Genomic DNA, 21,289 nt, shown 5'->3' on the forward strand with positions numbered 1-21,289 from the left:
GTTCAATCGCCCTGCTCTCGTTTCTACCATGTATTCAGTTGCCTTATTTTCGTGTATCATTAGATGGCCTCGAGGATCGTATGCTTCCGGCACCCCATTTGACGTCCCCCAAATGGAGTAGATTTCACAGAAATCTGATGACGTTGGCGGTCGCTCGGCACGCGCTTCTGTAGACTTCCTCGGCAGTTGAAGAAAGCTAAGGCACGCCGACCGGAAAATCCGCGTGCTGGCTCTGCCGGATTGCCGATGGCGAGAGTTTTGCTTAGCCGTATTCAGACGTCTCGGTTGTGGAAAAGATGGTCGCCGCACGCCAACAAACCGGTCGAATAGACGATTGCCGACACGCGTCCGACTCTCCCCTGTCGTTGTCATTAACAGGCACAGCACACACGGCGGTGGCTGCACGTGAGTTCAGTCAAAGCAACCCTCCGCTTCCCAGCTCAGCCGTATACGACCGCTCTTGGCACTCGTCCCGTGATAGCGGCACATAGTTTCCGGCCGCTTCGACGACCTGCTCTTCGGCCTTCTTCTTCGCTCGCGCCTCATCACGCTTCTTTTGCTGGTTGCGCCTCACCATGGAACAAGTTAGTCACTCTTGGAGTGCGCCTTTGCAAGGGATCTGATCAATGACCCTCCCCAGCCTCGCCCAGGACACTCAGCTCCCCGCCATCTCCCGCAGGGCGTTCTTGCGGATCTTGCCGGTCGACGTCGTCGGCAGCTCGTCGACGAATTCGACCCCGGCCGGGGCCTTGTAGGAGGCGATTCGGGTCTTGACGAATGCGATGAGATCGGCTTCGGCCACCTCGGTGCCGGGCGCAAGGACGACGTAGGCCAACGGTCGCTGTCCCCACTTCTCGTCGGGCATTCCGACCACGGCCGCCTCGGCGACGGATTCATGGGCGACGAGGGCCTGCTCGACCTCGATCGTGGAGATGTTCTCTCCGCCGGAGATGACGATGTCCTTGGCGCGGTCGAGGATCTGGACGTATCCGTCCTCGTGCATGACGGCGAGGTCACCGGTGTGGAACCAGCCGCCGCGGAACGCCTCGGCGGTGGCCTCAGGCGCGTTCAGGTAGCCCTTCATGACGTTGTTGCCGCGCATGACGATCTCTCCCATCGTCACCCCGTCGCGGGGCACGTCGGTGAGGACATCGTCGTCGCGCAGCTCGACCACGCGCATGCGCTCGGCGCTGATCATGCCGATCCCCTGTCGGGACTTCAGCTTCGCGCGCTCCTCGACCGGCAGACCGGTCCATTCGGGCTGCGGTTCGCATGAGGAGTACGGGCCGTAGGATTCGGTGAGTCCGTAGACGTGGATGACCTCGATGCCGAGGCCTTCGAGGAGGGCGATCGTCGTCGGCGACGGCGGGGCGCCGGCCGTGGTGATCGACAGCGATCCACCCAGGTCGTGGGCTTCCTCGGCCCCGGCGATCGTGTTGAGCACGACGGGAGCACCGGCCATCCGCGTGACCTTCTCTTCGTCGATGAGCCGCCAGGCCTCGGGCCCGCGCACGGCTCGGATGCACACGTGCGTGCCCGACACCGCGGTCAGCGCCCAGGTCGTGCACCAGCCGTTGCAGTGGAACATCGGGAGCGTCCACAGGTATTTCGTCAGTGGCGCGAAGCCCTGCGTGACGACCTCGCCGAGGGAGTTCAGGTACGCCCCGCGATGGGTGTACATGACGCCTTTCGGCCGACCCGTCGTGCCCGAGGTGTAGTTGACGGTGATCGTCGCGGTCTCGTCTTCGACTTCATAAGCGCGGGGTGATTCCGGCGCCGAGGCGGTCCAGTCGGCATACGCTTCCACGCGCAGATCCGCGGCGGCCACCTCACCTGGGGTGCCGTCTTCGTCGGGGTGGACGACGATCGTGTCGACGGCGTTCGCAGCCCCGGCATCGATGACCGGCTGGAGGAGTCCGGCATCGCCGAAGAGGAATTTCGCCTCGCTGTGGCCGAGGATGTACTCGACCTCGGGCGGAGCCAGTCGGGTGTTGAGCATGACGAGCACGCCGCCTGCCAGCGGGACCGCGTAGTGGGCGATGAGCGCCTCGGCGCTGTTGGGGGCGAGCACGGCGACCGTGTCCCCGGGCTGCAGTCCACGGCGGACGAGTCCTTCGGCGAGGTTCTGGACGGTCTCGGCCATCTGCCTGTAGGTGAAGCGACGGGGGCCGTCGACGATCGCCTTCCGATCCGGGTGAGCCTCGAGCGAGCGCTCGAGGAAGCGCAGCGGAGTCAGGGCAGTATCGAGTCCGGACATGGGAATCTCCTCATCGTCGATGATCGTGGCGACCGTCGGCAGGCGCAGCTGCGACGGTGTTCGACTTCAGATTACCGAGCGAGTGTGACCACGTGCACACCGCCCCCGCCGAGGCGGCCGTTCGACAGCGTACCCAAAGTCCGTGCGCGTTCCGTTCGTTGGCTGCGGTATCGGCTATTCGCAGCCGATTCCGTCACCGTCCCGGTCGAGGTGCGAGCCGTATCCGGGGTCACCTCGGCGAACGGGTACGGCACCGGCTTCGCGGGCGGCCGTGCAGTTCTCGAAATACATCGACGAGTTCGATGACGAGCCGCTCGACGAACCGCCGGATGCTCCGCTTGCAGACGAGCCGGACCCTGTCGAACTTGAACCGGACGGGCTCTGCTTCGCGGGGCGGGTCTCTTCCTCCGTGGCGACCACGTCACCGTCACCGGGGCCAGGCCAGTCGGCATCCTCGGTGAAGGCGGCCTGGTCGTCGCACGTGCCGAGGACGCGCTCCATGGCGGCCTTCTCCGCTGGGACCACCCACAGCTCGTATTTGTGTTTCACGGCGATCTGTCGGGCGACGTATTCGCAGCGGTATTGCTTGTTCGGCGGCAGCCAGGTCGCGGCGTCGCCATCGCCCTTCTGCCTGTTGAGGCTCGAACTCACAGCGAGCAAGTTGACGGGGTCGTTGCCGAATTCCTTGAGAGTCTCCTCGTCGAATTCGAACGCCCCGGTCTGCCAGGCGTTCGAGCGGGCGACGACGTGGTCGATGTCGACGGCGTTCACGGAGCGGTCGAAGTTGTAGGTCTCGCCTTTGTAGGGATCGGCGAGGGTCCCCGCCAGAACAATGCAGCCGTGAGTTCTGGCCTTGAGAGTGATGTCCGTGAGGTCGCGGCGGAGCACGTCGTTGCGGGTGTCGCAGCCGTTGTGGTCGGTGTCCGACCGCCATTTGAACAGGTCACCGTCGTAGCCGGTCTTCGGGGCCCGGCCCTTGACCGTGAGTTCGTCCAACATCGCCGAGGCGGTCCCCGTCGCTGCGCTGCCCGCATGGCCCTCACTTCCCCCGCTTTCGCCGTCGTCGCCGGCGCCGTCGCTGTCGGATGATGCCGGCGCAGGTGCTTCGGCGGATGACGTCGAGGCGTCACGGGTCGGTTTCGGGTCGGCCGTGCTCGATGAGGCGGTGTCGACGGTCGGCTGGGCATCCTCGGCGCATCCGGAGAAGAGGCCGAGGGAAAGGACTGCTGCGAGTGCCGCGAGTGTGCGGCGTGAGGAAGAGAACAAGTGCGTGGGCTTTCGGGCGTGCAGGCTCGCTGGTGGCGCGAGGTGGTTCAGACGTGGTCGTGGACCGAGCCGGCGAAGCCGCTGCTCGATCCACTCAGATCAGTGTAGAGCCGGCGGTGCGACGATGATATACAGTCGGCAGGAACGTGTCCCTTTCGTTAGCTACGCGGCAGTCCGACCGACGGGTGGGTGCATGATGGGAGGGAACGGTGAGCCGCCTCGGCGAGGAGGATTTTCGATGCGACATGATGAGGAGCGCCCGCGCACCAGCGGGTTCCTGGCAGACGGGACGGTGCCGGGGCACTGGACGCAGGTGCTCGGGTCGATGCGGGCGAATTCGTTCACCCACCTCTCGCTGGATGAAGTGCGCTCCGAGGCGACCCGACTGCTCATCACCGCACCCTCCCCCGAGGTGGCCCGTGCCTGCTTCGGGGAGATGCTCGATGCCTGCGGGGTCTCGGTTGAGATCGTCGGGCTCGACGATCTTGTGCCCGATCGCGTCCTCGCGGGGACGTGGGTGTTCCTGCCGCACCGGCAGGACGGGTGGACGGATCTCGAGGACGCCTCGGCGACGCTGCGGGCGGCGCTGGTCAACGAGAACTCGTCGCGGGAGGCCGGCAACAAGCTCGTCCTCATGGAGTACGGAATCAACCTGTGGATGTGGGCCGAGCCGCCGTCGAGCGAAGGCGACCCCGTCTGCCACGCCGGCGAGCTCATCAGCTGGGAGAGCGCGTGGGCGCTGGGAGCGAGCGGAAGCGATGAAGATGCCACCGCGGGCGCAGCGCCGGAACCGGGAATCAAAATGGACGCTGACAACAACTCAACAGCAATGCCGTTACCGCTGACTGCATCGGCCCGCCCGCCGATCTACTTCGGCCTGCCGCCCATCCTGCGCAGGCGCCGCTGGGACAACTGAGCATATTCTCTGGCATACCCCTCGCCGACCGCTCACCTTAGCGTCGAGCGCACAAACTATACGGCGAGCGGTCGACGCTAAGGTGAGCGGTCGGTGAGCACGAACGTAGCTGAGGTGAGCGGTCGACGCTAGCGTGCGCGGTCGGCGCCCGCCCATCACGCCACGGCGACGACCACACCGGCCGCCACAAGCAGCACGAAATAGCCCCAGGCGTGGAGGAATTCGGGGATGTTCGGCACCCGGCGGCGCAGGAACACGATGATCGGCAGTCCGCCGATGAGCAGCGCCGCGGCCGCCACCAGGTCGAGTGATCCCACGATGCCCGGGGCGTCGATCGCGGCCGGGGTCAGGATCGTCACGAGCACGGCCGGGCTCATGATCACCAAGGTCAGCGGATTGGCCAGGGTCGTGGCCACGGTCATCGTCGCCCCGGATCGGCGCATCATCGGCACCGTCATCACCGATCCGCCGACGCCGAGGAACGACGCCAGCCCACCGATCGGCACACCCCGGACCGCTGCGATTCCGCGGCCTCCCTCACTGGGCTCACCGGGCGCACCGGCCACCACGCCGCCCCCGCGTGTCCCGTCGCCGACGCCTCTATCGCCTGCGGGCGCGGCGAAGACCACGCTCTTACGCCGGAAGAACCCGGGCCGAACGAGCAGATCGATGGCCGTGGCCGCGATATACGCGACGAACCCCCACTGCAGCAGCACTTCCGGAGCGAACCTTCCCGCGAACGCACCCAGTCCTCCCCCGAGCGCGAGCAGTCCAAGCAGCCACCACCGCCCCGTCAGGTGGGCGAGCGTGGATCGTTTCGTCGACACCGTCGCGACGATTGCGTTGACGAGCATCACCAGCGCCGAGGTGGCCGCCGCCACCCGCGCCGTGTCCTGTCCGAGGTCCGCATCGACCAGGGTGATGATCGGGACCGTGACGAAGCCTCCGCCGAACCCGAAGAGCACGGTGGTCAGGCCGACGAGGCAGCCGATGAGGACGAGCCCGAGGAATTCCACGCGGTCAGGCCAGCCTCAGAGCCGCGCGATGAGCAACGGTTGGGTCACGGCTCCAACGTAGCCGATCTCGTCGGCCAGGTGGCCGTTGGCAACACCGCGACCGTCGGGGCCGACATGAGTGCGGACGTTCATGTTCAGCCACTCCGACCGCGGGTCGCGGGCAAACGTCAGCGTCAACGACGGTGGGATGAACGTCCACTCCCCGTACGGCAGAGCCGCAGAGACTCCGTTCGCCGAGTCCGCCACGATGACGAAGCGCTGAATCGGGCTGGTGTCCTCCCCCGAGACGAGTGGGATGCGGGGCCGCACCCAAACATCGGCCGCCCCCAGCTCCTGGAGGCCGCCGGAGACGAAGCGCCATTCGATGGCGCGACCGTAGCCCCAGTCGCGACTGATGCCCGGGAAGTACCTTTGCTCCTGCGGTTCCGGCACCGCGGAGGTGTCGAACGTCGAGGTCACCTCGGCGCTGGATTCGGGTGTCGATCGCATCCGCCACGCTGTCGCGGTGACAGCGAGCCGGTCGTCTGCCCAGAGTTTGGCCTCGACGAGTTCGATGCGCTTTCCGGGTCTCAGGATGGTCGCCTCGGTGCGGATTCGACCCTGCGGGATGGGGCCGAGCATGTCGATCGTCAACCGGCCGATGCTCATCGCTTCGTCTTCGCGAACGCGTTCGACTGCGCGGGCGAGCAGCGCTGCGGGCGGCCCGCCGTGCTGCATGCGTTCGTCCCAGGGGCTCGTCGTGGCCCGGGTCGATTCGAATTCGTTCTCACCGCGAGGGAGGTAGAAGGCCTCGGGCAGTGGTGTGACCTCGTTGTCTGTCACGCGTCCTCCTCAATCGTTCGTTAAGTACTCAGGCTACTATGTGTGGACGAACCGTGCCGTGTCCATCCCGGCAGAGGGCCCGCCCGCCGGCCGAGGTGATGAGAACCGCGCGCAGCACCTCGTCTGCGCTTGCTTCGGTGAATGCGTCAATGAGTTGGCCGAACAGCTCTTCGGTCAGCGCATTCGCCTGGTCCCGGTTGTCGATGGCGATGGTGCGGACGTCGTCGGCGCGGTCGTATCTGACCATGCGGAACTCTTGACCTTGAGCTGTTACCGGCGATCTGGATCACCGTGGCGAAGCCGGGCACGGGTGCGGATTCGTTCTCGGCAACCTACTTGAAATGCTCCCTTCCCGGTGTAAGCGACGCGCCCTGCGGTCATCCTGACTCTTGTATCCAAGATGGATGCAAATTAGAGTGAGTGGGTCCTGACCACCACGACAACGTGAGACCGATATGACCAGCCACATCCGCGAACAAGCCAAACTCATCACCGCCCAGCTGCTCTCCGGGGCCGGCATCGCCTCCGGGTATGCCGTCGGCGGACTGCTCGCCGAAGAGATCACCGGACAGACGTCGATGGCCGGATTCGCGCAGATGAGCGTCATCCTCGGAGCCGGTCTCATCGCTTACCCTCTCGCCGTGCTCGCCGGCCGCTCCGGTCGCCGCAGGGCGCTGACCTTGGGCTTCGGCATCGGCACGCTCGGCGCAGTGGTCGTCCTCGTCGGCGTCGCCTTCCAGTTCCTTCCCCTGTTCATGCTCGGGATGATGATGTGCGGGTCCTCAACCGCCTCGGGCCTCCAGGCCCGCTACGCCGCCGTCGACCTCGCCGACCCGGCCGCCGCCGGTCGTGCGATGTCGCTGGTGGTGTGGGCGACGACCGTCGGCTCCGTCCTCGGCCCGAGCTTCACCGCTCCCGGAGCTCACCTCGGAGAGACACTCGGCATGAATGGCCTGGCCGGGCCCTACCTCATCTCCATGGTCGCCTTCGCACTGGCGACACTGTCGGCATCGACCCTGACGAAGTCGGTGGCCGCCGGAACCGACCACCCCGGCGGACCCGAGGTCGACGATCCCGGCCACTTCAGCGAGGGCACGGTCGACGACAGCGGCGGGGCCGCCTCGGCGAAGGGCTCCGCCTCTGTGAGCGGTTCCACCCCGACCAGCAGATCCACCACCGAGGCGACCGCCGCTGCCCCGATGAAACTCGGCGAAGCGCTGCGCTTCGCCCTAGCCCGCCCGGTGCCGCTGTTCGCGATGATCACGATCATCGCGGGGCAGATGATGATGACCAACGTGATGGTCATGACCCCGGTGCACATGGATCACCAGGAGTTCAGCCTCGGCGCAATCGGCATCGTCGTGAGCATCCACATCGCCGGGATGTACGCCCTGTCCCCCGTGTTCGGCTGGATGGCCGACCGGTGGGGGTCGGGCGTCGTCATCGCAGGTGGGGCCGGCATCTTCGTCCTCGCGATCGCCCTCGGCGTCATCGATGCGGTGGCTCCGGAGTCGTCGATGGTGCTGCTGTCGACCGCACTGTCGCTGCTCGGAATCGGGTGGTCGATGTTCCTCATCGGCGGCTCGTCCCTGCTCACCGCCTCGGTGCCGGCGCATGCGAAGGTGCCGCTGCAGGGCGCTTCGGACTCGGCGATGAACCTCGGCGGGGCGCTCATGGCGGCGATGGCCGGGTCCGTGCTCGGCGCCGGCGGATTCCTCTGGATCAATCTCATGGCCACATTCGTCCTGCTCATCGCCGTCGGATTCTCGATCCGCGCGATCCCGCTGATGAGCTGGCCGGGACGCCGCGCACCGGCCCTCGCCGGGGAGGCCGACGAAGAGCCAGCAGCGCCGTCGCAGCCGGATGAGGTTGCGACCGCCCAGCCGGGCGCCGGCACGAGCGCCCACGCTCGAGGCCGCGCCGGGAGCGAACAGGCACGCCTTCCGAGGGGTCGGGGCGCCGAGAAATGAGTGCGCAGACGAAGGCGCCGAGCGCGGCCGAACGCGCGTATTCCCACATCCGCGGCCAGATCCTCGACGGCGAACACGTGCCCGGGACGATGCTCGGCGAGGCGGCCCTTGCCACCGAGATCGGGGTCAGCCGCACCCCGGTGCGGGTGGCCCTGGCCAGGCTGCAGGACGAAGGGTGGATTCGCATCTATCCCAAGCGCGGCGCGATCGTCCAGGGCATCGACGAACGCACGGTGTTCGAGCTCGCCGATGCCCGTTATGTCCTCGAGACGACCGCTGTCGAGCGGGCATCCGAACCCATGCGGCAACGGTTGGCGGAGAAACTCGGTGGTCTCATCACGCAGCATCGGGCCGCTTTCGCCGAGGGGGATGTCGCCCGTTTCATCGAGCTCACCCTGGAGTTCCACCGCGGCTTCGTCGAGGCAGGGGACAACCAGGTGATGCTCGAGATGTACTCACTGCTCTCCGACCGGCACCGATTCACCCTTTTCATGAACAGCCGACACCTGCTCGATCGGTCGGACGAACTCATCGCCGAACACGAAGACCTCGTCGCGCATCTACGGGCCGGGGACTCCGCGGCCTTCGCCGAGACCCTGCAGGGACACATCGCGGAGAACGCCGGCCCGGCGCACTGACGCACCGACTACTCCTCTTGGCGGCCCGCTCCAGGGCGAGCAGAGCCTTCCGAGCGGCGTATTCTTCACGGCACGCTTTAAGTCGAGAAGCACTGATTTGAAACAGTGCTTCCTGACTCAAACCGTGCCGGGGCCGCTCCGGGGCCGCACGCGCCAGCCGCGCACTCACCTCGTGCGTCGCGTACTCACCACGATCACCCGCCGCGCACTCACCACTTGCGCCACCGCAGCCTCGGCGAGGGGTTCCCCACTCCCCCGCCCGGTCGTAGGCTGAGGTCATGGAACACAGATATCTGGGAAACAGCGGACTCAAGATCTCCGAGATCACCTACGGCAACTGGCTCACACACGGTTCGCAGGTGGAGAACGACACCGCCACCAAGTGCATGCACGCCGCCCTCGACGCGGGCATCTCCACCTTCGACACCGCCGACGTCTACGCGAACACCGTCGCCGAACAGGTCCTCGGCGACGCGCTCAAGGGCCAACGACGGGAATCGCTCGAGATCTTCACGAAAGTCTACTTCCCCACCGGGTCCAAGGGCCACAACGACACCGGTCTGTCGCGCAAGCACATGATGGAGTCAATCGACGGCTCGCTGCGCCGCCTCGGCACCGACTACGTCGACCTCTACCAAGCCCACCGCTACGACTACGAGACTCCGCTCGAGGAGACGATGCAGGCCTTCGCCGACATCGTCCGCGCCGGCAAAGCTCTCTACATCGGTGTGAGCGAATGGAACGCCGACCAGCTGCGCGCCGCCCACCACCTGGCCCGCGACCTCGGCATCCAGCTCGTGTCCAACCAGCCGCAGTACAACATGCTCTGGCGCGTCATCGAAGAACGGGTCGTTCCGACCTCGAAGGAACTCGGCATCTCGCAGATCGTCTGGTCCCCGATCGCCCAAGGTGCGCTGACCGGCAAATACAAGCCCGGCCAGCCGGTGCCTGCCGGATCTCGCGCGACCGACGAGGACGGCGGCGGCGCTGAATCGATCAGGAGCCGCTATCTTCACGACGATAAGCTCACGGCCGTGGCGAAGCTCGAACCGATCGCCGACGAGCTCGGAATCACGATGGCGCAGCTCGCAATCGCCTGGGTGCTGGCCAACGACAACGTCGCCAGCGCCCTCGTCGGCGCCTCCCGCCCCGAGCAGATCGCCTCGAACGCCGCGGCGGCCGGGGTCGCCCTCGACACGGACGTCCTCTCCCGTATCGACGACATCCTCGGCGACCTGCCGGAGACCGACCCCAACAAGACGCAGTCGCCGGCCACTCGCCTGACCTGACCCCTCACCGAGGCGGCCGACCGTCATGATTCCGACCGCGGTCCCCTGTGGGTCCGCGGTCGGAATCATCCGCACCAGCGGCAGATGTTCCGCACCAGCGCGGCAGTTCCGCACCAGCGGCAGATGTTCCGCACCAACGGCGGGTATCCGTCACCGGGCCGGACGATGAACTCAGCGAATCTCACACCGACCCGGGACCACCTCGGCGAGGGTCGTGCGTTAAACTGCATGAAGCGGTTATATAACCAAGGAATTTTTTCCGGGCGCGAAGAGGGGCCGATTCAGCACACCGCGGCAAGCGGGCTGTCGCTGAAGGACGAGAAGAAACGCAGACGACGAACGGGTGAGGGGATGCCATTGGCGAACGGAGACGACATTCAGAAGGACCCGGCAGAAGGCACCCCGGTCAACCGGAACCTCGTACTTGCGGTGCTCGTCTCCGGCGCGTTCGTCATCATCCTCAACCAGACGCTGCTCAACACCGCACTGCCGGCGTTCATGCACTACTTCGACATCACTTCCGGCGCCGCACAGTGGGTGACGACGAGCTTCATGCTCGTCAACGGCATCATGATCCCGGTGACCGCGTTCCTCATCGAGAAGTTCACGACGCGCGGCCTGTTCTTCACCGCCATGGGCCTGTTCATCGTCGGCACCCTCGTCTGCGCGATCGCCCCGGTCTATCCGGTGATGCTCATCGGCCGCGTCATCCAGGCCTCGGCCGGCGGCATCATCATGCCGCTCATGCAGACGATCCTGTTCGCGATCTTCCCCGTCGAGAAGCGCGGCTCGGCCATGGGCACCTTCGGCCTCGTCATCGCCTTCGCCCCGGCCATCGGCCCCAGCCTCTCCGGCTGGATCGTCGATCACCTGCCATGGCAGACGCTGTTCTACATGATGTTGCCGATCGCGATCATCGATCTCATAGTCGCCTATTTCCTGCTCAAGAACGTCACCGAACGCACCTTCCCCCGACTCGATGTCCTCTCGATCATCCTCTCCACACTCGGCTTCGGCGGACTGCTGTTCGGCTTCGGCACCGCCGGTGATGCCGGCTGGCTCAGCGCCGAGGTGCTCATCCCACTGGTCGTCGGCGTAATCACGCTGACGTTCTTCATCACCCGGCAGTTCAAACTCGAACAGCCGATCCTCGAGTTCCGCATCCTCCGCTACCGCATGTTCACGCTCAACACCCTGTTGGGCATGTGCGTGTTCATCGTCATGGTCGGCGGCATGATGGTCCTGCCGCTGTACATGCAGAACATGAATGACTTCTCGGCAATGGAATCTGGCCTGGTCCTGCTTCCCGGCGCCGCGGTGATGGGACTGATGTCGCCGGTGACCGGTCGCGTGTTCGACGCCGTGGGCGCCAAATGGCTCGCGATCGCCGGCTTCGTCCTGCTCACCGGAACCACGTTCCTCTTCGCCCGCCTGGAACCGGACACCTCGTTCGTCTACCTCGCCGTCGTCAACACGGTCCGCATGTTCGGTGTCGCCATGGTGATGATGCCGGTGACCACGGCCGCGCTCAACCAGTTGCCCTCGCATCTCATCCCCCACGGCACTGCCCTGAACAACACGCTTCGCCAGATCGCCGCTTCGGTCGGCACAGCAGTGCTCGTGACGATCATGACCTCGGCCGCACGGAACCCTGAGACCTACGGCATGGCGGGCCTGGTCCACGGCGCGAACGTCGCGTTCTTCGTCGCTGCCTGCGTGGGTATCCTCGGCGTCATCGGTGCGTTCTTCATCAAGAACTCCCACGGACTCGAACCGGGACAGCAGAAGACGACCGGAAAGTGATCCCAGGGCACTTCAGGTGCCGATCCGGTCCCTCGACAGCTCCGGACCCTGCCCAGCGCTGACTGCTTCAGCCATGCCCGTTGTTCCGCATCTGCAGAGTCCGCGCGATCCACGACAGGGCACCGGTGAACAGCAGAATCAGAGCACACACCAGGAAGGTCGACGACGAGCCGAGATAGGTGAAGCCGAGCCCGCCGACCACACCGGCGACGGCCAGCCCGATGTCGAAGTTCATATTCCACGCGACGCTGGCCCGGCTCGGCGAACTGACTGAAGCGAAGGCCATGACGAGGCTTGCCGACTGCATGGCGCCCAATCCCAGTCCGATGATGAGCATCGAGATGAACAGCGTCCCACCATAGGAGACGACAGCGCAGACCAGCCCGATCGCCGTCAGGACGAGTCCCAAGATGTTGAGGGCGAACGGCGGGAAGTTGTCCGAAACAGCCCCGACGACGAAGCGTCCGATGACCGCTGATATCTGCATCCCGGCGATGAACAGTGCCGCCACAGCGACATCTTCGCCCGGCCCGAAGCCGACGATGATCCCGAAGACGATCATGCCGACGAGGAACGGAGACAGCATGAGGACGAGCCTAAGCGCCTCCCCCGCCCGGCGCCCCACCTTCCGCAGGCTCCGCTTCTCGTTGCGACCGGGCCGAACCCCCACCGTCTCGTTGCCGCTCGGCGATTCTCCCGCTTCGCCATTCCCTCGCCGAGGCAGCCGACCGGGTACGTATTTGAGCACAGTGGGGACGGCCAGGAAGAGACAGGCGCAGACGATGATGCGGAAGGTCCAGATCGGAATCGTCTCGACCAACCACAGCCCCAGCGGAGCTCCGACGGCCGCGGCCAAGGAGGTTATCCCACCGAAGAAGCCCAGCGCCTTGCCGATCCGTCCCGGCGCGGTCGCCCCCGGAACCGCCGCGTTGGCGAGGACCACGAAGAGCCCGAATCCGACTCCCCCGCAGAGTCCGGCGAGGACGAGCGCCAACAGGGGCGGGGTGACGAAGAGTCCGAGGAGTTGGCCGAGGAACTGCAGCATGAGAGCAAACAGCAGCGAGGCCTTGAACCCGAAGACCCGGCCCGCCCACGGGGCAAAGGGCTGGGCGACGATGACACCGATCATCATAGTCGTCAGAACGGACCCGCCGGTGACCGTCGACAGCCCGTCTGTCGCCGCGATCGTCACCATCGTCGAATAGCTGAAGAAGAAGGCGGAGAACCCGAACATCGCCGTCCACACCAGGCCCAGCAGGGCCGGGGTGTACGTCGCCTGAGACGGGTGTTCGGGGGTCATAGTCCGAGGTTACGACATCGACACTCCATCGGCCCTGTCCGCCCCCTCTGCCGTCCATCCGGCCCAGAAGTGTTCACCTGCTCGTCAGAAAAGTCCCCTACCATCGGTCCATGAACTCATCGGAACTCAGCTCGGGACTCAACCGCGACGCTCCCAGCGGCACCGTCGACACCGCGTTCGTCCTCAAATACGAACCGCACTATGTCCTCACGGACCTCGAATCGGAGATCTTCGGCGACATCGGCCCGAAGACGAAGGTCCGCGAATCGTACAAACGCAAGCACTTCCTCAAGGTCGCCGAGTGGAAGGCCGTCGGAGTCCTCCCGGGGCTCGAGGCGATCTCCGCCGATGACATCGATTTCGTCACCGGCGTCGCACTCGACGACGACACACCCAACCGCTTCCGTCTGCCCCTGCTGCAGATGCTTCCCGGAGTGGGAATCCCGATGGCCAGCACTCTGCTCACCGTCGTGAATCCGAAGAAGTTCTCCATCATGGATTCCCGGGCGCTGATAGTGCTGCACGACTACAACCTCGTGCCCACAGACAACCCGGCGCAGATGGACTACCAGACCTATCGCAAACTCATGAAGTCCCTCGCCAAGGGCGCCAACTGCGCGCCGATCGATCTGTATCGGGCACTCATCGCCTATTCGCGACAGGCTCGGGGCTGAACCTTCGACTCGGTCAACCGGCCGATCTCTGAACGGCCCGCAGTGCCGGGATGACCTCGTCGCGGGTCAGCGGCGCGAACTGGCGGACATCGGTATCTGCGGGCAGCGGGTCGATGGGGAACCAACCGGCTTCGGCGATCTCGGCCAGGTGCTCGATGTTCTCGACGTCGAGTGCCTCGGGCACACCGTCGTAGCAGAACACATCACCGATGACACGGTGATCGGCCTCGTTCGCCGCCGCGGCAGCGAACGTTCCCAATGCGCGCAGCCGGTGCCGGTCCAGATCGAGTCCGAGCTCCTCGGCGATCTCACGCACGATGGTGTCCTCAGCAGTCTCTGACTCTTCGGGTTTGCCGCCGGGCAGCATGAAGGAACTGGTCCCGGTCTTGCGCACCATGAGCAGCTCCCGGCGCTGCGGGTGGAGGAGCGCGAGCGCGGAGACGCGGATGTCGTTCATTGCGACCACACTCCGGAAGCGCCTCGGCGGTGGGAATCGAGCACGTGCGTATCGACCATGCCGATGGCCTCCATCAGCGCATACATCGTCGTCGGTCCCACGAAGCGGAAGCCCTTCTTCTTCAGTGCCTTCGACAGGGCCACAGATTCCGGTCCGGTCGTCGGGATCTCGGCGACTGTGCGCGGTCGCGGCGTCTGCGCAGGCTGGTACGACCACAGGAGGGCATCCAGGCCGCCGTCGTCACGCAGGTCGATCACTCGCGCAGCATTGTTGATGCAGGCTTCGACCTTGCCGCGGTGGCGGATGATCCCCGGATCGGTCAGCAGCTGTTCGACCTCGTCGTCGCCGAATCGGGCAACGGCGTCGGGATCGAATCCGGCGAAGACCTCACGGAATCGCTCCCGCTTCTTCAGGATCGTCAGCCACGACAATCCGGCCTGGAAACCTTCGAGGCTCATCCGCTCGAACAGGCCGGCCTCGTCGTGGATGGGCAGACCCCATTCGCTGTCGTAGTAGTCCAACAGCATCGGGTCACCGTATGCCCACGGGGTGCGAGCCAGCCCGTCATCGCCGATGACGGCTCCCCCAAGTGAGCTCGGCTGTGATTCGTCGTCCATCCTCAAACCGTATCGCGTCGGGCTGACATCACCCGCACCGTGGGCACCGTGCGTGCGGAGAAATGACGACGCCCGGGACCACCGGCCGTCAGGCCGAGATCCCGGACGTCGTTCTCACCCGGTGACATTCAGTCGTCCGGAAGCCGCAATTCAGTCGTCGCGGTGGATGATGTTCTCCTGCAGCTGGAGGAATTCGACGTGGCGTTGGTACTGGTCGAGCACGTCAGCGATGATCTGCTCCTTCGAGAAGCCCATGATGTCGTAGCCCTGACCGGTGCCTCCGTCGAGGTAGACCTCCATCCGGTAGTAGTCCTCGCCGGTTCCGCGGGGAACCATTCCACCGAACGACGGCACGCTGACCTTGTGCGGCCACACCTGATAGCGGAACGGGTACTCCCCGTCTCCGTCGACCTCGAACTGGAAGAGTTCGCCGTCGTCGACGAACACGCCTTCGTTATCGACGCGACCGCAGCGCGACGAGATTCCGCGGTCTTCCATCTCTGCAGCCACCTCGTGGAGGGTGGGGATGAGGACCTTCTGCTCGAACTCCTCGGCGCGCGCCCGATTCGGGAAGGACAGCACCCGGCCGAGCTGACGCTGCCAGGTCTCGTGACCGGGACCCCGGGAGCGACGGGCCAGAGAACCTGGCAGGGTCGTATCGACGCTGTCGACGCGGTTCGCCTCCACCCGCAGTGCCTTGTACAGGCCGATCATGACGAGGATGACGACGAAGGCGAAGGGCAGGCCCATAATCACCGTCGCGCTCTGCAGGGCGCCGATGCCTCCGACGAGCAGCATCGCCACCGTCAGGGCACCGGTGAGCACGGCCCAGAAGATGCGCAGACCGGCGCGACCGTCCTCGGAGGGGTTGCGCAGATTCGACGACAGGTTCGCCATCACCAGGGCCGCAGAGTCCGCGGTGGTGACGTAGAACAGCAGAGCCGTGAGCGTGGCCAGACCCGCGATGAGGAAGAAGGCCGGGTAGCGGGAGAGCAGGTCGTAGAAGCCGCCTTCGGGGTTGACCATAACCGCTTCGCCGAACTTCACATCACCGTTGCGGATGATGTCCAGGGCCGAGTTTCCGTAGATCGAGATCCACATGAAGATGTAGATGAACGGAATCGTCAGGGTGCCCAGTACGAACTGGCGGATCGTGCGTCCGCGGGAGATGCGGGCGAGGAAGAGCCCGACGAACGAAGCGAAGGCGATCCACCAGGCCCAGAAGAACAGGGTCCAGTCGGTCATCCATGTGCCGGTGTCTTCGAAGGCGAAGGTCTGACCGGCCATGTTCGGAAACAGGCGGACGAAATCCGTGATGTTGAGGACGAAGGCGTTGAGCAGGAACTGCGTGTTTCCGGCCACGAGCACCCAGAAGCTCAGCGCGATGGCGAGCACGACGTTGAGGACGGAGAGGAACTTGATGCCCTTATCCACACCCGAGACCGCCGAGAGCGTGGCGACTCCGACACCGACGACGACGATGCCGACCTGGGTAGCGGTGCCGATCGGGATCCCGAAGACCGTGTTGAGGCCGACGTTGACCATGACGACGCCGATGCCCAACGAGGTGGCCACGCCGAAGATCGTTCCCAGCAGGGCAGCGAAATCGACCGTCTCGCCCAGAGCACCATGGACACGCTTGCCGAAGATCGGGGCCAGCGCCGAGCGGATCGCCAAGGGCATGTTCATCCGGTAGGCGAAGTAGGCCAGAGCCATACCCATGAGGGCGTAGAGTCCCCAACCGCTCAGGCCGTAGTGGAACAGCGCCCACACGGTGGATTCGCGGGCGGCGGCGACCGTCTCTGGCTCCGTGCTCGGCGGGGTGAGGTACATCGTGACCGGTTCGGCCACGGCGAAGAACATGAGGTCGGTGCTGATGCCGGCGGCGAAGAGCATCGACGCCCAGGCGACGAGACCGAATTCGGGCTTCGAATGTTCGGGGCCGAGCTTCGTGTTTCCGTAGCGGGAGGCCGCCAGGTAGATGACGAACACGAGGACGGCGAGGACGAGGAGAACGTAGAACCACCCGAACCAATCGGAGGTCCAGCCGACGACGGCGCCGAGGACCGCCTCGGCGTTGGTCGGTGAGATCAGAGCCCATACGGTGATGGCGATCGCCACCAGGGCCGCGGCCGCGAACACTCGCTTATTCACGGGCGGAAGCGACGGCTTCATCGTGCCCTTCGCCTCTCCCTTCGGCTCACCCGGCGGGGTGTCGACTGATGCTGACATGGTTGTGCTCCTTATCCGGACGCTGTTGCGTCGTGGCATCGGACCCGGTCGAACGGCGTGCTCAACCGGGCATGATCAACGGCTGCTGCTGAATGGAATTCCGTCCTCGCCGAATCCCCCGTTCCACGGGGACGGCCAACAATGGAGGCTACCACATAGACACTTCCGGTCTTTTGTCTTGTTGTGCCACGCGATTCTGCAGATCAGCGGCTCATCCTCGCCGAGGCGGGGCTCAGAGGGAGACGAAGAGCAGGGCGGCCGCCATCACCACCCCTGCGCCGAGGAATGTGATGACGGTGTAGCCGAGGATGTCACGCATCTTCAGACCGGCAATGGCGAGCACAGGCAGCGCCCAGAACGGCTGGAGCATGTTCGTCCACTGGTCGCCGTAGGACACGGCCATGATCGCGATCGACGGGTCGACGCCGAGCTGGTTGGCCGCATCGAGCATGATCGGGCCCTGTACGGCGAACTGTCCGCCGCCGGAGGGGACGAAGAAGTTGACGAGTCCTGCCGAGATGAGCGCGAGGACCCCGAACGAGGCCGGGTTCGCGATCGAGACGATGGCGTCGGAGAACACCGCGATGAGTCCGGTGGTCGACATGATGCCGAGGATTCCTGCGTAGAGCGGGAACTGCAGGAGGATCTCGCCGACATTCGACGCCGCCTCCTTCGTCAGGTGGATGAGTTCGAAGGGATTGCGCACGAGCAGCAGGATGAGCGCGAGGAACGACCAGTTGACGATGTCGAGTGTCAGTCCCCCGCCCTGCGCGAAGTGGATGACGAGGTAGACGACGAGCGCCAGACCGATGATGAGGGTGAGGATGCGCGAGGCATCGATGCGATCGGCCGGTGTCACGACCTCATTGTCGGCCTGCGACTGCGTCTCCGAGCTCACCGAGGCGGGCAATTCGTAGACGGGGGCACCGGCCTTGGGTGCGACGAGGAAGAAGAGGAGACCACAGACGATGATGACGCCGGCGATGGCCAGCAGGTTCCAGCCGGCGAAGATCGTCTCTGACACGGGAACCGTCTGCCCGCCGAGGGATTCGGAGAGGAAGGAGTCAGGGGTGGCCGCGGTCAGCGGGCCCGATCCCGAATAACCCATATGCCAGACGACGAATCCGGAGTATCCGGCGGCCACGAGCAGCGGGAAGTGGACCTTGATGCCGCGCTCGCGCGACTGCACGGCGATCTCACGGGCGAGCAGAGCGCCGACGACGAGGCCGAGGCCCCAGGTGATGAGGCTGGCGAGTGCGGCGACGAGGAAGACGAAGACATAGGCGAAGGTGGCGTTGCCCGGGACGCGGGCGAGCCGGGCCAGCAGTTTCCGCACGGGTCCGGTGTTGGCGAGGATGTGGCCGAGCAGGAGGATCAGGCACATCTGTGTCATGAACTCGAGCAGTCCGGCCAGTCCCTCACCCCAGCCGGTGACGACATCGGTCGGGCCCGCATCGGTGAAGATGAACGCAAGGACGGCGACGATGAGGGTGAGGACGATGGCGAAGGTCAGGGCCGAGGGAATCCACTGTTCGAGGAATCGGTTGACCGGCCGCATGATCCCTTTTGAGGCTGCGGCGTTGACCTGGGTTGACGGCTTCGGTGCCGACATGGGAAAACCTCCCGCTGAGATTTATGAGAATTGGCTGTGCGTGTTCTCAGCATACAATCAGGGCGCTGTCTCCCGATAGAAGACAGCGCCCTGACGGCGATCACAACCCGGTCACGATCGGAACCCGGATTCGCGGGCTCCGCGCGTACCGATCAGTCCTGTTTGTACACGAGCTGCTTGTTGACGAATTCGTCCATCGCCAGCGGTCCGAGCTCCCGGCCGACGCCGGAGCGCTTGACTCCGCCGAAGGGCAGGTATTCGCGTGTTCCCTCCGGAGCGTTGAGGAAGACCATGCCGGAATCGATCTGGTCTCCGACGCGCTCGGCACGGGCGATATCGGTCGAGAACACGGCGGCGCCCAGACCGAAGGGGGTGTCGTTGGCGAGCTCGACGGCCTCCTCTTCGCTGCTGACCTTGTAGACGATGACAGCGGGGCCGAAGAGCTCTTCGTAGTATCCGCGCATGCCCTTCTGCACATCGGCGAGGACGACGGGTTCGACGTAGGCTCCGCCGCCGTCGTACTTCTTGCCGCCGGCCAGCAGAGTCGCGCCCTCGCTGACGGTGTCCTGGACCTGCTCGACGAAGCGGTCGGCGGCGGCCACCGACGACAGAGGGGACAGTCGGGAACCCTCCTCGCCGGGAACGGCGGGGGTGTTCTTCTGGGCCGCCTCGGTGATGGAGGAGACGAAGTCGTCGTAGATGTCGTCCATGACGATCATCCGCTTGGGCGAGTTGCAGGCCTGGCCGGTGTTGCCCATGCGGGAGTCGAAGAACGTCTTTGCGGACGTCTGGACGTCGTCCGTGTCGAGCAGAATATAGGGGTCGGATCCGCCGAGTTCGAGTACGACCTTCTTGAGGTTCTTTCCGGCCTCGGCAGCGACGGCGGCACCGGCGCGTTCGGATCCGGTCAGGGACACTCCGTGGTTGCGCGGGTCGGGCAGGATGAGGTCGGCGACCTGCTCGTTGCTGGCGTAGATGTTGATGTAGGCGCCTGCGGGCAGGCCTGCCTCGATGAAGATCTCTTCCATGATCTGTGCCGAGCGGGGGCACTGCGGGGCGTGCTTGAGCAGGATGGTGTTGCCCAGGGCCAGGTTCGGGGCGGCGAAGCGGGCGACCTGGTAGTAGGGGAAGTTCCAGGGCATGATGCCCAGCAGCGAGCCGACGGGCTTGCGGCGGATCATGGCGGTGGCGTCCTTGGGTCCGCGCAGTGGTTCGTCGGCCATGAAGGCTTCGGCGTTGTCGGCGAAGTACTTGTAGATCATCGAACTCAGCTGGACTTCGCCCTTGCCTTCGGGCACGGATTTGCCCATTTCGAGCTTGATGACTTCGGCGAGCTCTTCGGCGCGTTCGGCGTAGATCTCGGACACGCGGGTCAGCAGTGCGGCGCGCTCGGCCACCGTGGTCCGGCTCCACTCGTCGAATGTCGTCGCCGAACGGTCGAGGGCGGCGAGGATCTCGGCGTCGGTGGCGGTGGGGAATTCTTCGGCGACTTGGCCGGTCGCCGGGTCGGTGACGCGATACATGGTGGTCATGGCTGTCCTCTTTCACTTCGACGGGGTTGAGGCGATCACTGATGGTGTGATCGCAGATCCATCCCCCACGTTATGGCCGAACGCCGGCGTCGGCAACGGGGGGCTCATTTCCTGGGCGGATTCCCAGCCGTCACCGAGGCGGTCGCGGGGTCGATGATCTTCAACGTCCCGTCCGTGGTCAGGACGACGCCTTCCCCTTCGGGTCCGCGGCCCAGTGACCGGAAGCTGTAGGAGGCGCCGAGGATGTACTGCGATTCATCGCTTCCGGACTGATTGCCGATGCGACCGAAGGAATTGGGAGCGTCGATCTTCTCGAACTTCCCGTCCTTGTACAGCAGGATTCCGTCCTCGCAGCCGAGCGCGATGACCTCATCCTTCGCGGCGGCTTCGCCGTGGACTCCGGGGCAGTCGTCGCTGCTGGCGATCTCTTTGCCGGAATCGTCGACGACTTGGGCGCCCGAACGTTCGTCCTCGGTGCCGACGGTGCGCAGCATCGACCCGTCGGCGAGCTTCGCGGCGACTCCGTGATGGGGTTCCTCGGTGTCGGTGAGCTGCGGGTCGGCGGCAAAGCTGTGGGTGTGGTCGCCGTCGCCGACGGGGTTGAGGCGGTTGAAGCCCTCGAGCTTCGTATCGTCGATGACGTCGAGGGTCGTCGCGTCAAGGGTGAGGTTTCCGCCGTCGTAGGTGGTCACGATCCGCGGCTGGGCGGCGGCGAGCTCCTGGGCGTGCCCGGCGTCGTCCTTGTCGTCTGCGGTGCCTGCGGTCTTCTCGTCCTTGCCGACCGCGTCGTAGTCGGTGGCGTCGTCGCCGGCTTGGCAGCCGGTGAGCAGCAGCGCCGAGGCGACCACCGCCGATGCGAGCATGGTTCGCTGCATCATTCGCACTCTC

General features: G+C 65.3%; 18 protein-coding genes. 6 read left to right on the forward strand and 12 right to left on the reverse strand.

Annotated features, from left to right (window positions below; genetic code table 11):
* Positions 1–655: 655 nt before the first annotated feature.
* The gene (locus tag ACTIIH_RS11320) at positions 656–2,257 is read right to left on the reverse strand and encodes an AMP-binding protein (protein WP_441451822.1); all 1,602 of its coding nucleotides are present in this window, start codon (positions 2,255–2,257) and stop codon (positions 656–658) included.
* Positions 2,258–2,431: 174 nt separating this feature from the next.
* On the reverse strand, positions 2,432–3,523 hold the full coding sequence (locus ACTIIH_RS11325) for a GmrSD restriction endonuclease domain-containing protein (RefSeq protein ID WP_441451824.1): 1,092 nt from the start codon (positions 3,521–3,523) through the stop codon (positions 2,432–2,434).
* 238 nt (positions 3,524–3,761) lie between these two features.
* On the opposite strand from ACTIIH_RS11325, the gene ACTIIH_RS11330 reads away from it, so the two are divergent.
* On the forward strand, positions 3,762–4,439 hold the full coding sequence (locus ACTIIH_RS11330) for a hypothetical protein (protein WP_441451826.1): 678 nt from the start codon (positions 3,762–3,764) through the stop codon (positions 4,437–4,439).
* Between the two features lie 155 nt (positions 4,440–4,594).
* Here the strand turns inward: ACTIIH_RS11330 and ACTIIH_RS11335 are convergent, their stop codons facing one another.
* The 3 genes from ACTIIH_RS11335 to ACTIIH_RS11345 are packed head-to-tail and all read right to left on the reverse strand — an operon-like array spanning position 4,595 to position 6,524.
* Positions 4,595–5,455: a TSUP family transporter gene (locus tag ACTIIH_RS11335; RefSeq protein WP_441451828.1), complete on the reverse strand. Its 861-nt coding sequence runs from the start codon at positions 5,453–5,455 to the stop codon at positions 4,595–4,597.
* Positions 5,456–5,470: 15 nt separating this feature from the next.
* Positions 5,471–6,277 carry a thioesterase family protein gene (locus tag ACTIIH_RS11340; protein ID WP_441451829.1) on the reverse strand — a complete coding sequence of 269 codons (807 nt, stop codon included), beginning with the start codon at positions 6,275–6,277 and terminating at the stop codon, positions 5,471–5,473.
* A gap of 28 nt (positions 6,278–6,305) precedes the next feature.
* On the reverse strand, positions 6,306–6,524 hold the full coding sequence (locus tag ACTIIH_RS11345) for an enoyl-CoA hydratase-related protein (RefSeq protein ID WP_441451830.1): 219 nt from the start codon (positions 6,522–6,524) through the stop codon (positions 6,306–6,308).
* A gap of 208 nt (positions 6,525–6,732) precedes the next feature.
* Between ACTIIH_RS11345 and ACTIIH_RS11350 the strand changes: the two genes are divergently transcribed.
* The 4 genes from ACTIIH_RS11350 to ACTIIH_RS11365 all read left to right on the forward strand — a co-directional run bounded on the left by ACTIIH_RS11350 (position 6,733) and on the right by ACTIIH_RS11365 (position 11,977).
* Entirely contained in the window at positions 6,733–8,247 is a 1,515-nt protein-coding gene (locus ACTIIH_RS11350) for an MFS transporter (protein WP_441451832.1), read from the forward strand.
* Positions 8,244–8,885 carry a GntR family transcriptional regulator gene (locus ACTIIH_RS11355; protein ID WP_441451834.1) on the forward strand — a complete coding sequence of 214 codons (642 nt, stop codon included), beginning with the start codon at positions 8,244–8,246 and terminating at the stop codon, positions 8,883–8,885. The genes ACTIIH_RS11350 and ACTIIH_RS11355 overlap by 4 nt, the downstream gene beginning before the upstream one ends.
* Before the next feature lie 278 nt (positions 8,886–9,163).
* Positions 9,164–10,174, forward strand: coding sequence for an aldo/keto reductase family protein (locus tag ACTIIH_RS11360; RefSeq protein ID WP_441451836.1), 1,011 nt, complete (start codon positions 9,164–9,166; stop codon positions 10,172–10,174).
* A 357-nt stretch (positions 10,175–10,531) separates the two neighbouring features.
* A complete protein-coding gene (locus ACTIIH_RS11365; protein ID WP_441451838.1) occupies positions 10,532–11,977 on the forward strand; it encodes an MDR family MFS transporter in 1,446 nt (481 codons plus the stop codon).
* Positions 11,978–12,044: 67 nt separating this feature from the next.
* Here the strand turns inward: ACTIIH_RS11365 and ACTIIH_RS11370 are convergent, their stop codons facing one another.
* Positions 12,045–13,277, reverse strand: a complete 1,233-nt coding sequence (locus tag ACTIIH_RS11370; RefSeq protein WP_441451840.1) for an MFS transporter — start codon at positions 13,275–13,277, stop codon at positions 12,045–12,047.
* A gap of 110 nt (positions 13,278–13,387) precedes the next feature.
* On the opposite strand from ACTIIH_RS11370, the gene ACTIIH_RS11375 reads away from it, so the two are divergent.
* Complete coding sequence (locus ACTIIH_RS11375; RefSeq protein WP_441090837.1) at positions 13,388–13,951, forward strand: hypothetical protein; 564 nt, start codon at positions 13,388–13,390, stop codon at positions 13,949–13,951.
* Between the two features lie 13 nt (positions 13,952–13,964).
* Here the strand turns inward: ACTIIH_RS11375 and ACTIIH_RS11380 are convergent, their stop codons facing one another.
* The 6 genes from ACTIIH_RS11380 to ACTIIH_RS11405 form a co-directional block, all read right to left on the reverse strand.
* The gene (locus ACTIIH_RS11380; RefSeq protein WP_441090836.1) at positions 13,965–14,408 is read right to left on the reverse strand and encodes an NUDIX hydrolase; all 444 of its coding nucleotides are present in this window, start codon (positions 14,406–14,408) and stop codon (positions 13,965–13,967) included.
* On the reverse strand, positions 14,405–15,025 hold the full coding sequence (locus ACTIIH_RS11385) for a DNA-3-methyladenine glycosylase I (RefSeq protein ID WP_441451842.1): 621 nt from the start codon (positions 15,023–15,025) through the stop codon (positions 14,405–14,407). Before ACTIIH_RS11385 ends, ACTIIH_RS11380 begins: the two co-directional genes overlap by 4 nt.
* Before the next feature lie 150 nt (positions 15,026–15,175).
* Positions 15,176–17,257: a choline BCCT transporter BetT gene (gene betT / locus ACTIIH_RS11390; protein ID WP_441451844.1), complete on the reverse strand. Its 2,082-nt coding sequence runs from the start codon at positions 17,255–17,257 to the stop codon at positions 15,176–15,178.
* A 232-nt stretch (positions 17,258–17,489) separates the two neighbouring features.
* Complete coding sequence (locus ACTIIH_RS11395) at positions 17,490–18,869, reverse strand: short-chain fatty acid transporter (RefSeq protein ID WP_441451846.1); 1,380 nt, start codon at positions 18,867–18,869, stop codon at positions 17,490–17,492.
* Positions 18,870–19,021: 152 nt separating this feature from the next.
* Positions 19,022–20,401, reverse strand: a complete 1,380-nt coding sequence (locus ACTIIH_RS11400; RefSeq protein WP_441451848.1) for an NAD-dependent succinate-semialdehyde dehydrogenase — start codon at positions 20,399–20,401, stop codon at positions 19,022–19,024.
* 104 nt (positions 20,402–20,505) lie between these two features.
* Positions 20,506–21,279, reverse strand: a complete 774-nt coding sequence (locus ACTIIH_RS11405) for a hypothetical protein (protein WP_441451850.1) — start codon at positions 21,277–21,279, stop codon at positions 20,506–20,508.
* Positions 21,280–21,289: the final 10 nt, after the last annotated feature.

Source organism: Brevibacterium sp. (genome assembly GCF_052105255.1).
Taxonomy (GTDB): domain Bacteria; phylum Actinomycetota; class Actinomycetes; order Actinomycetales; family Brevibacteriaceae; genus Brevibacterium; species Brevibacterium linens_B.

Bases quoted from the DNA above. Each gene is read 5' to 3' on its own strand.
- ACTIIH_RS11395 (WP_441451846.1), bottom strand. From the start codon at position 18,869: ATGTCGGCACCGAAGCCGTCAACCCAGGTCAACGCCGCAGCCTCAAAA.
- ACTIIH_RS11320 (WP_441451822.1), bottom strand. From the start codon at position 2,257: ATGTCCGGACTCGATACTGCCCTGACTCCGCTGCGCTTCCTCGAGCGC.
- ACTIIH_RS11405 (WP_441451850.1), bottom strand. From the start codon at position 21,279: ATGATGCAGCGAACCATGCTCGCATCGGCGGTGGTCGCCTCGGCGCTG.
- ACTIIH_RS11360 (WP_441451836.1), top strand. From the start codon at position 9,164: ATGGAACACAGATATCTGGGAAACAGCGGACTCAAGATCTCCGAGATC.
- ACTIIH_RS11380 (WP_441090836.1), bottom strand. From the start codon at position 14,408: ATGAACGACATCCGCGTCTCCGCGCTCGCGCTCCTCCACCCGCAGCGC.
- ACTIIH_RS11370 (WP_441451840.1), bottom strand. From the start codon at position 13,277: ATGACCCCCGAACACCCGTCTCAGGCGACGTACACCCCGGCCCTGCTG.
- betT (WP_441451844.1), bottom strand. From the start codon at position 17,257: ATGTCAGCATCAGTCGACACCCCGCCGGGTGAGCCGAAGGGAGAGGCG.
- ACTIIH_RS11345 (WP_441451830.1), bottom strand. From the start codon at position 6,524: ATGGTCAGATACGACCGCGCCGACGACGTCCGCACCATCGCCATCGAC.
- ACTIIH_RS11400 (WP_441451848.1), bottom strand. From the start codon at position 20,401: ATGACCACCATGTATCGCGTCACCGACCCGGCGACCGGCCAAGTCGCC.
- ACTIIH_RS11330 (WP_441451826.1), top strand. From the start codon at position 3,762: ATGCGACATGATGAGGAGCGCCCGCGCACCAGCGGGTTCCTGGCAGAC.
- ACTIIH_RS11355 (WP_441451834.1), top strand. From the start codon at position 8,244: ATGAGTGCGCAGACGAAGGCGCCGAGCGCGGCCGAACGCGCGTATTCC.
- ACTIIH_RS11375 (WP_441090837.1), top strand. From the start codon at position 13,388: ATGAACTCATCGGAACTCAGCTCGGGACTCAACCGCGACGCTCCCAGC.
- ACTIIH_RS11350 (WP_441451832.1), top strand. From the start codon at position 6,733: ATGACCAGCCACATCCGCGAACAAGCCAAACTCATCACCGCCCAGCTG.
- ACTIIH_RS11385 (WP_441451842.1), bottom strand. From the start codon at position 15,025: ATGGACGACGAATCACAGCCGAGCTCACTTGGGGGAGCCGTCATCGGC.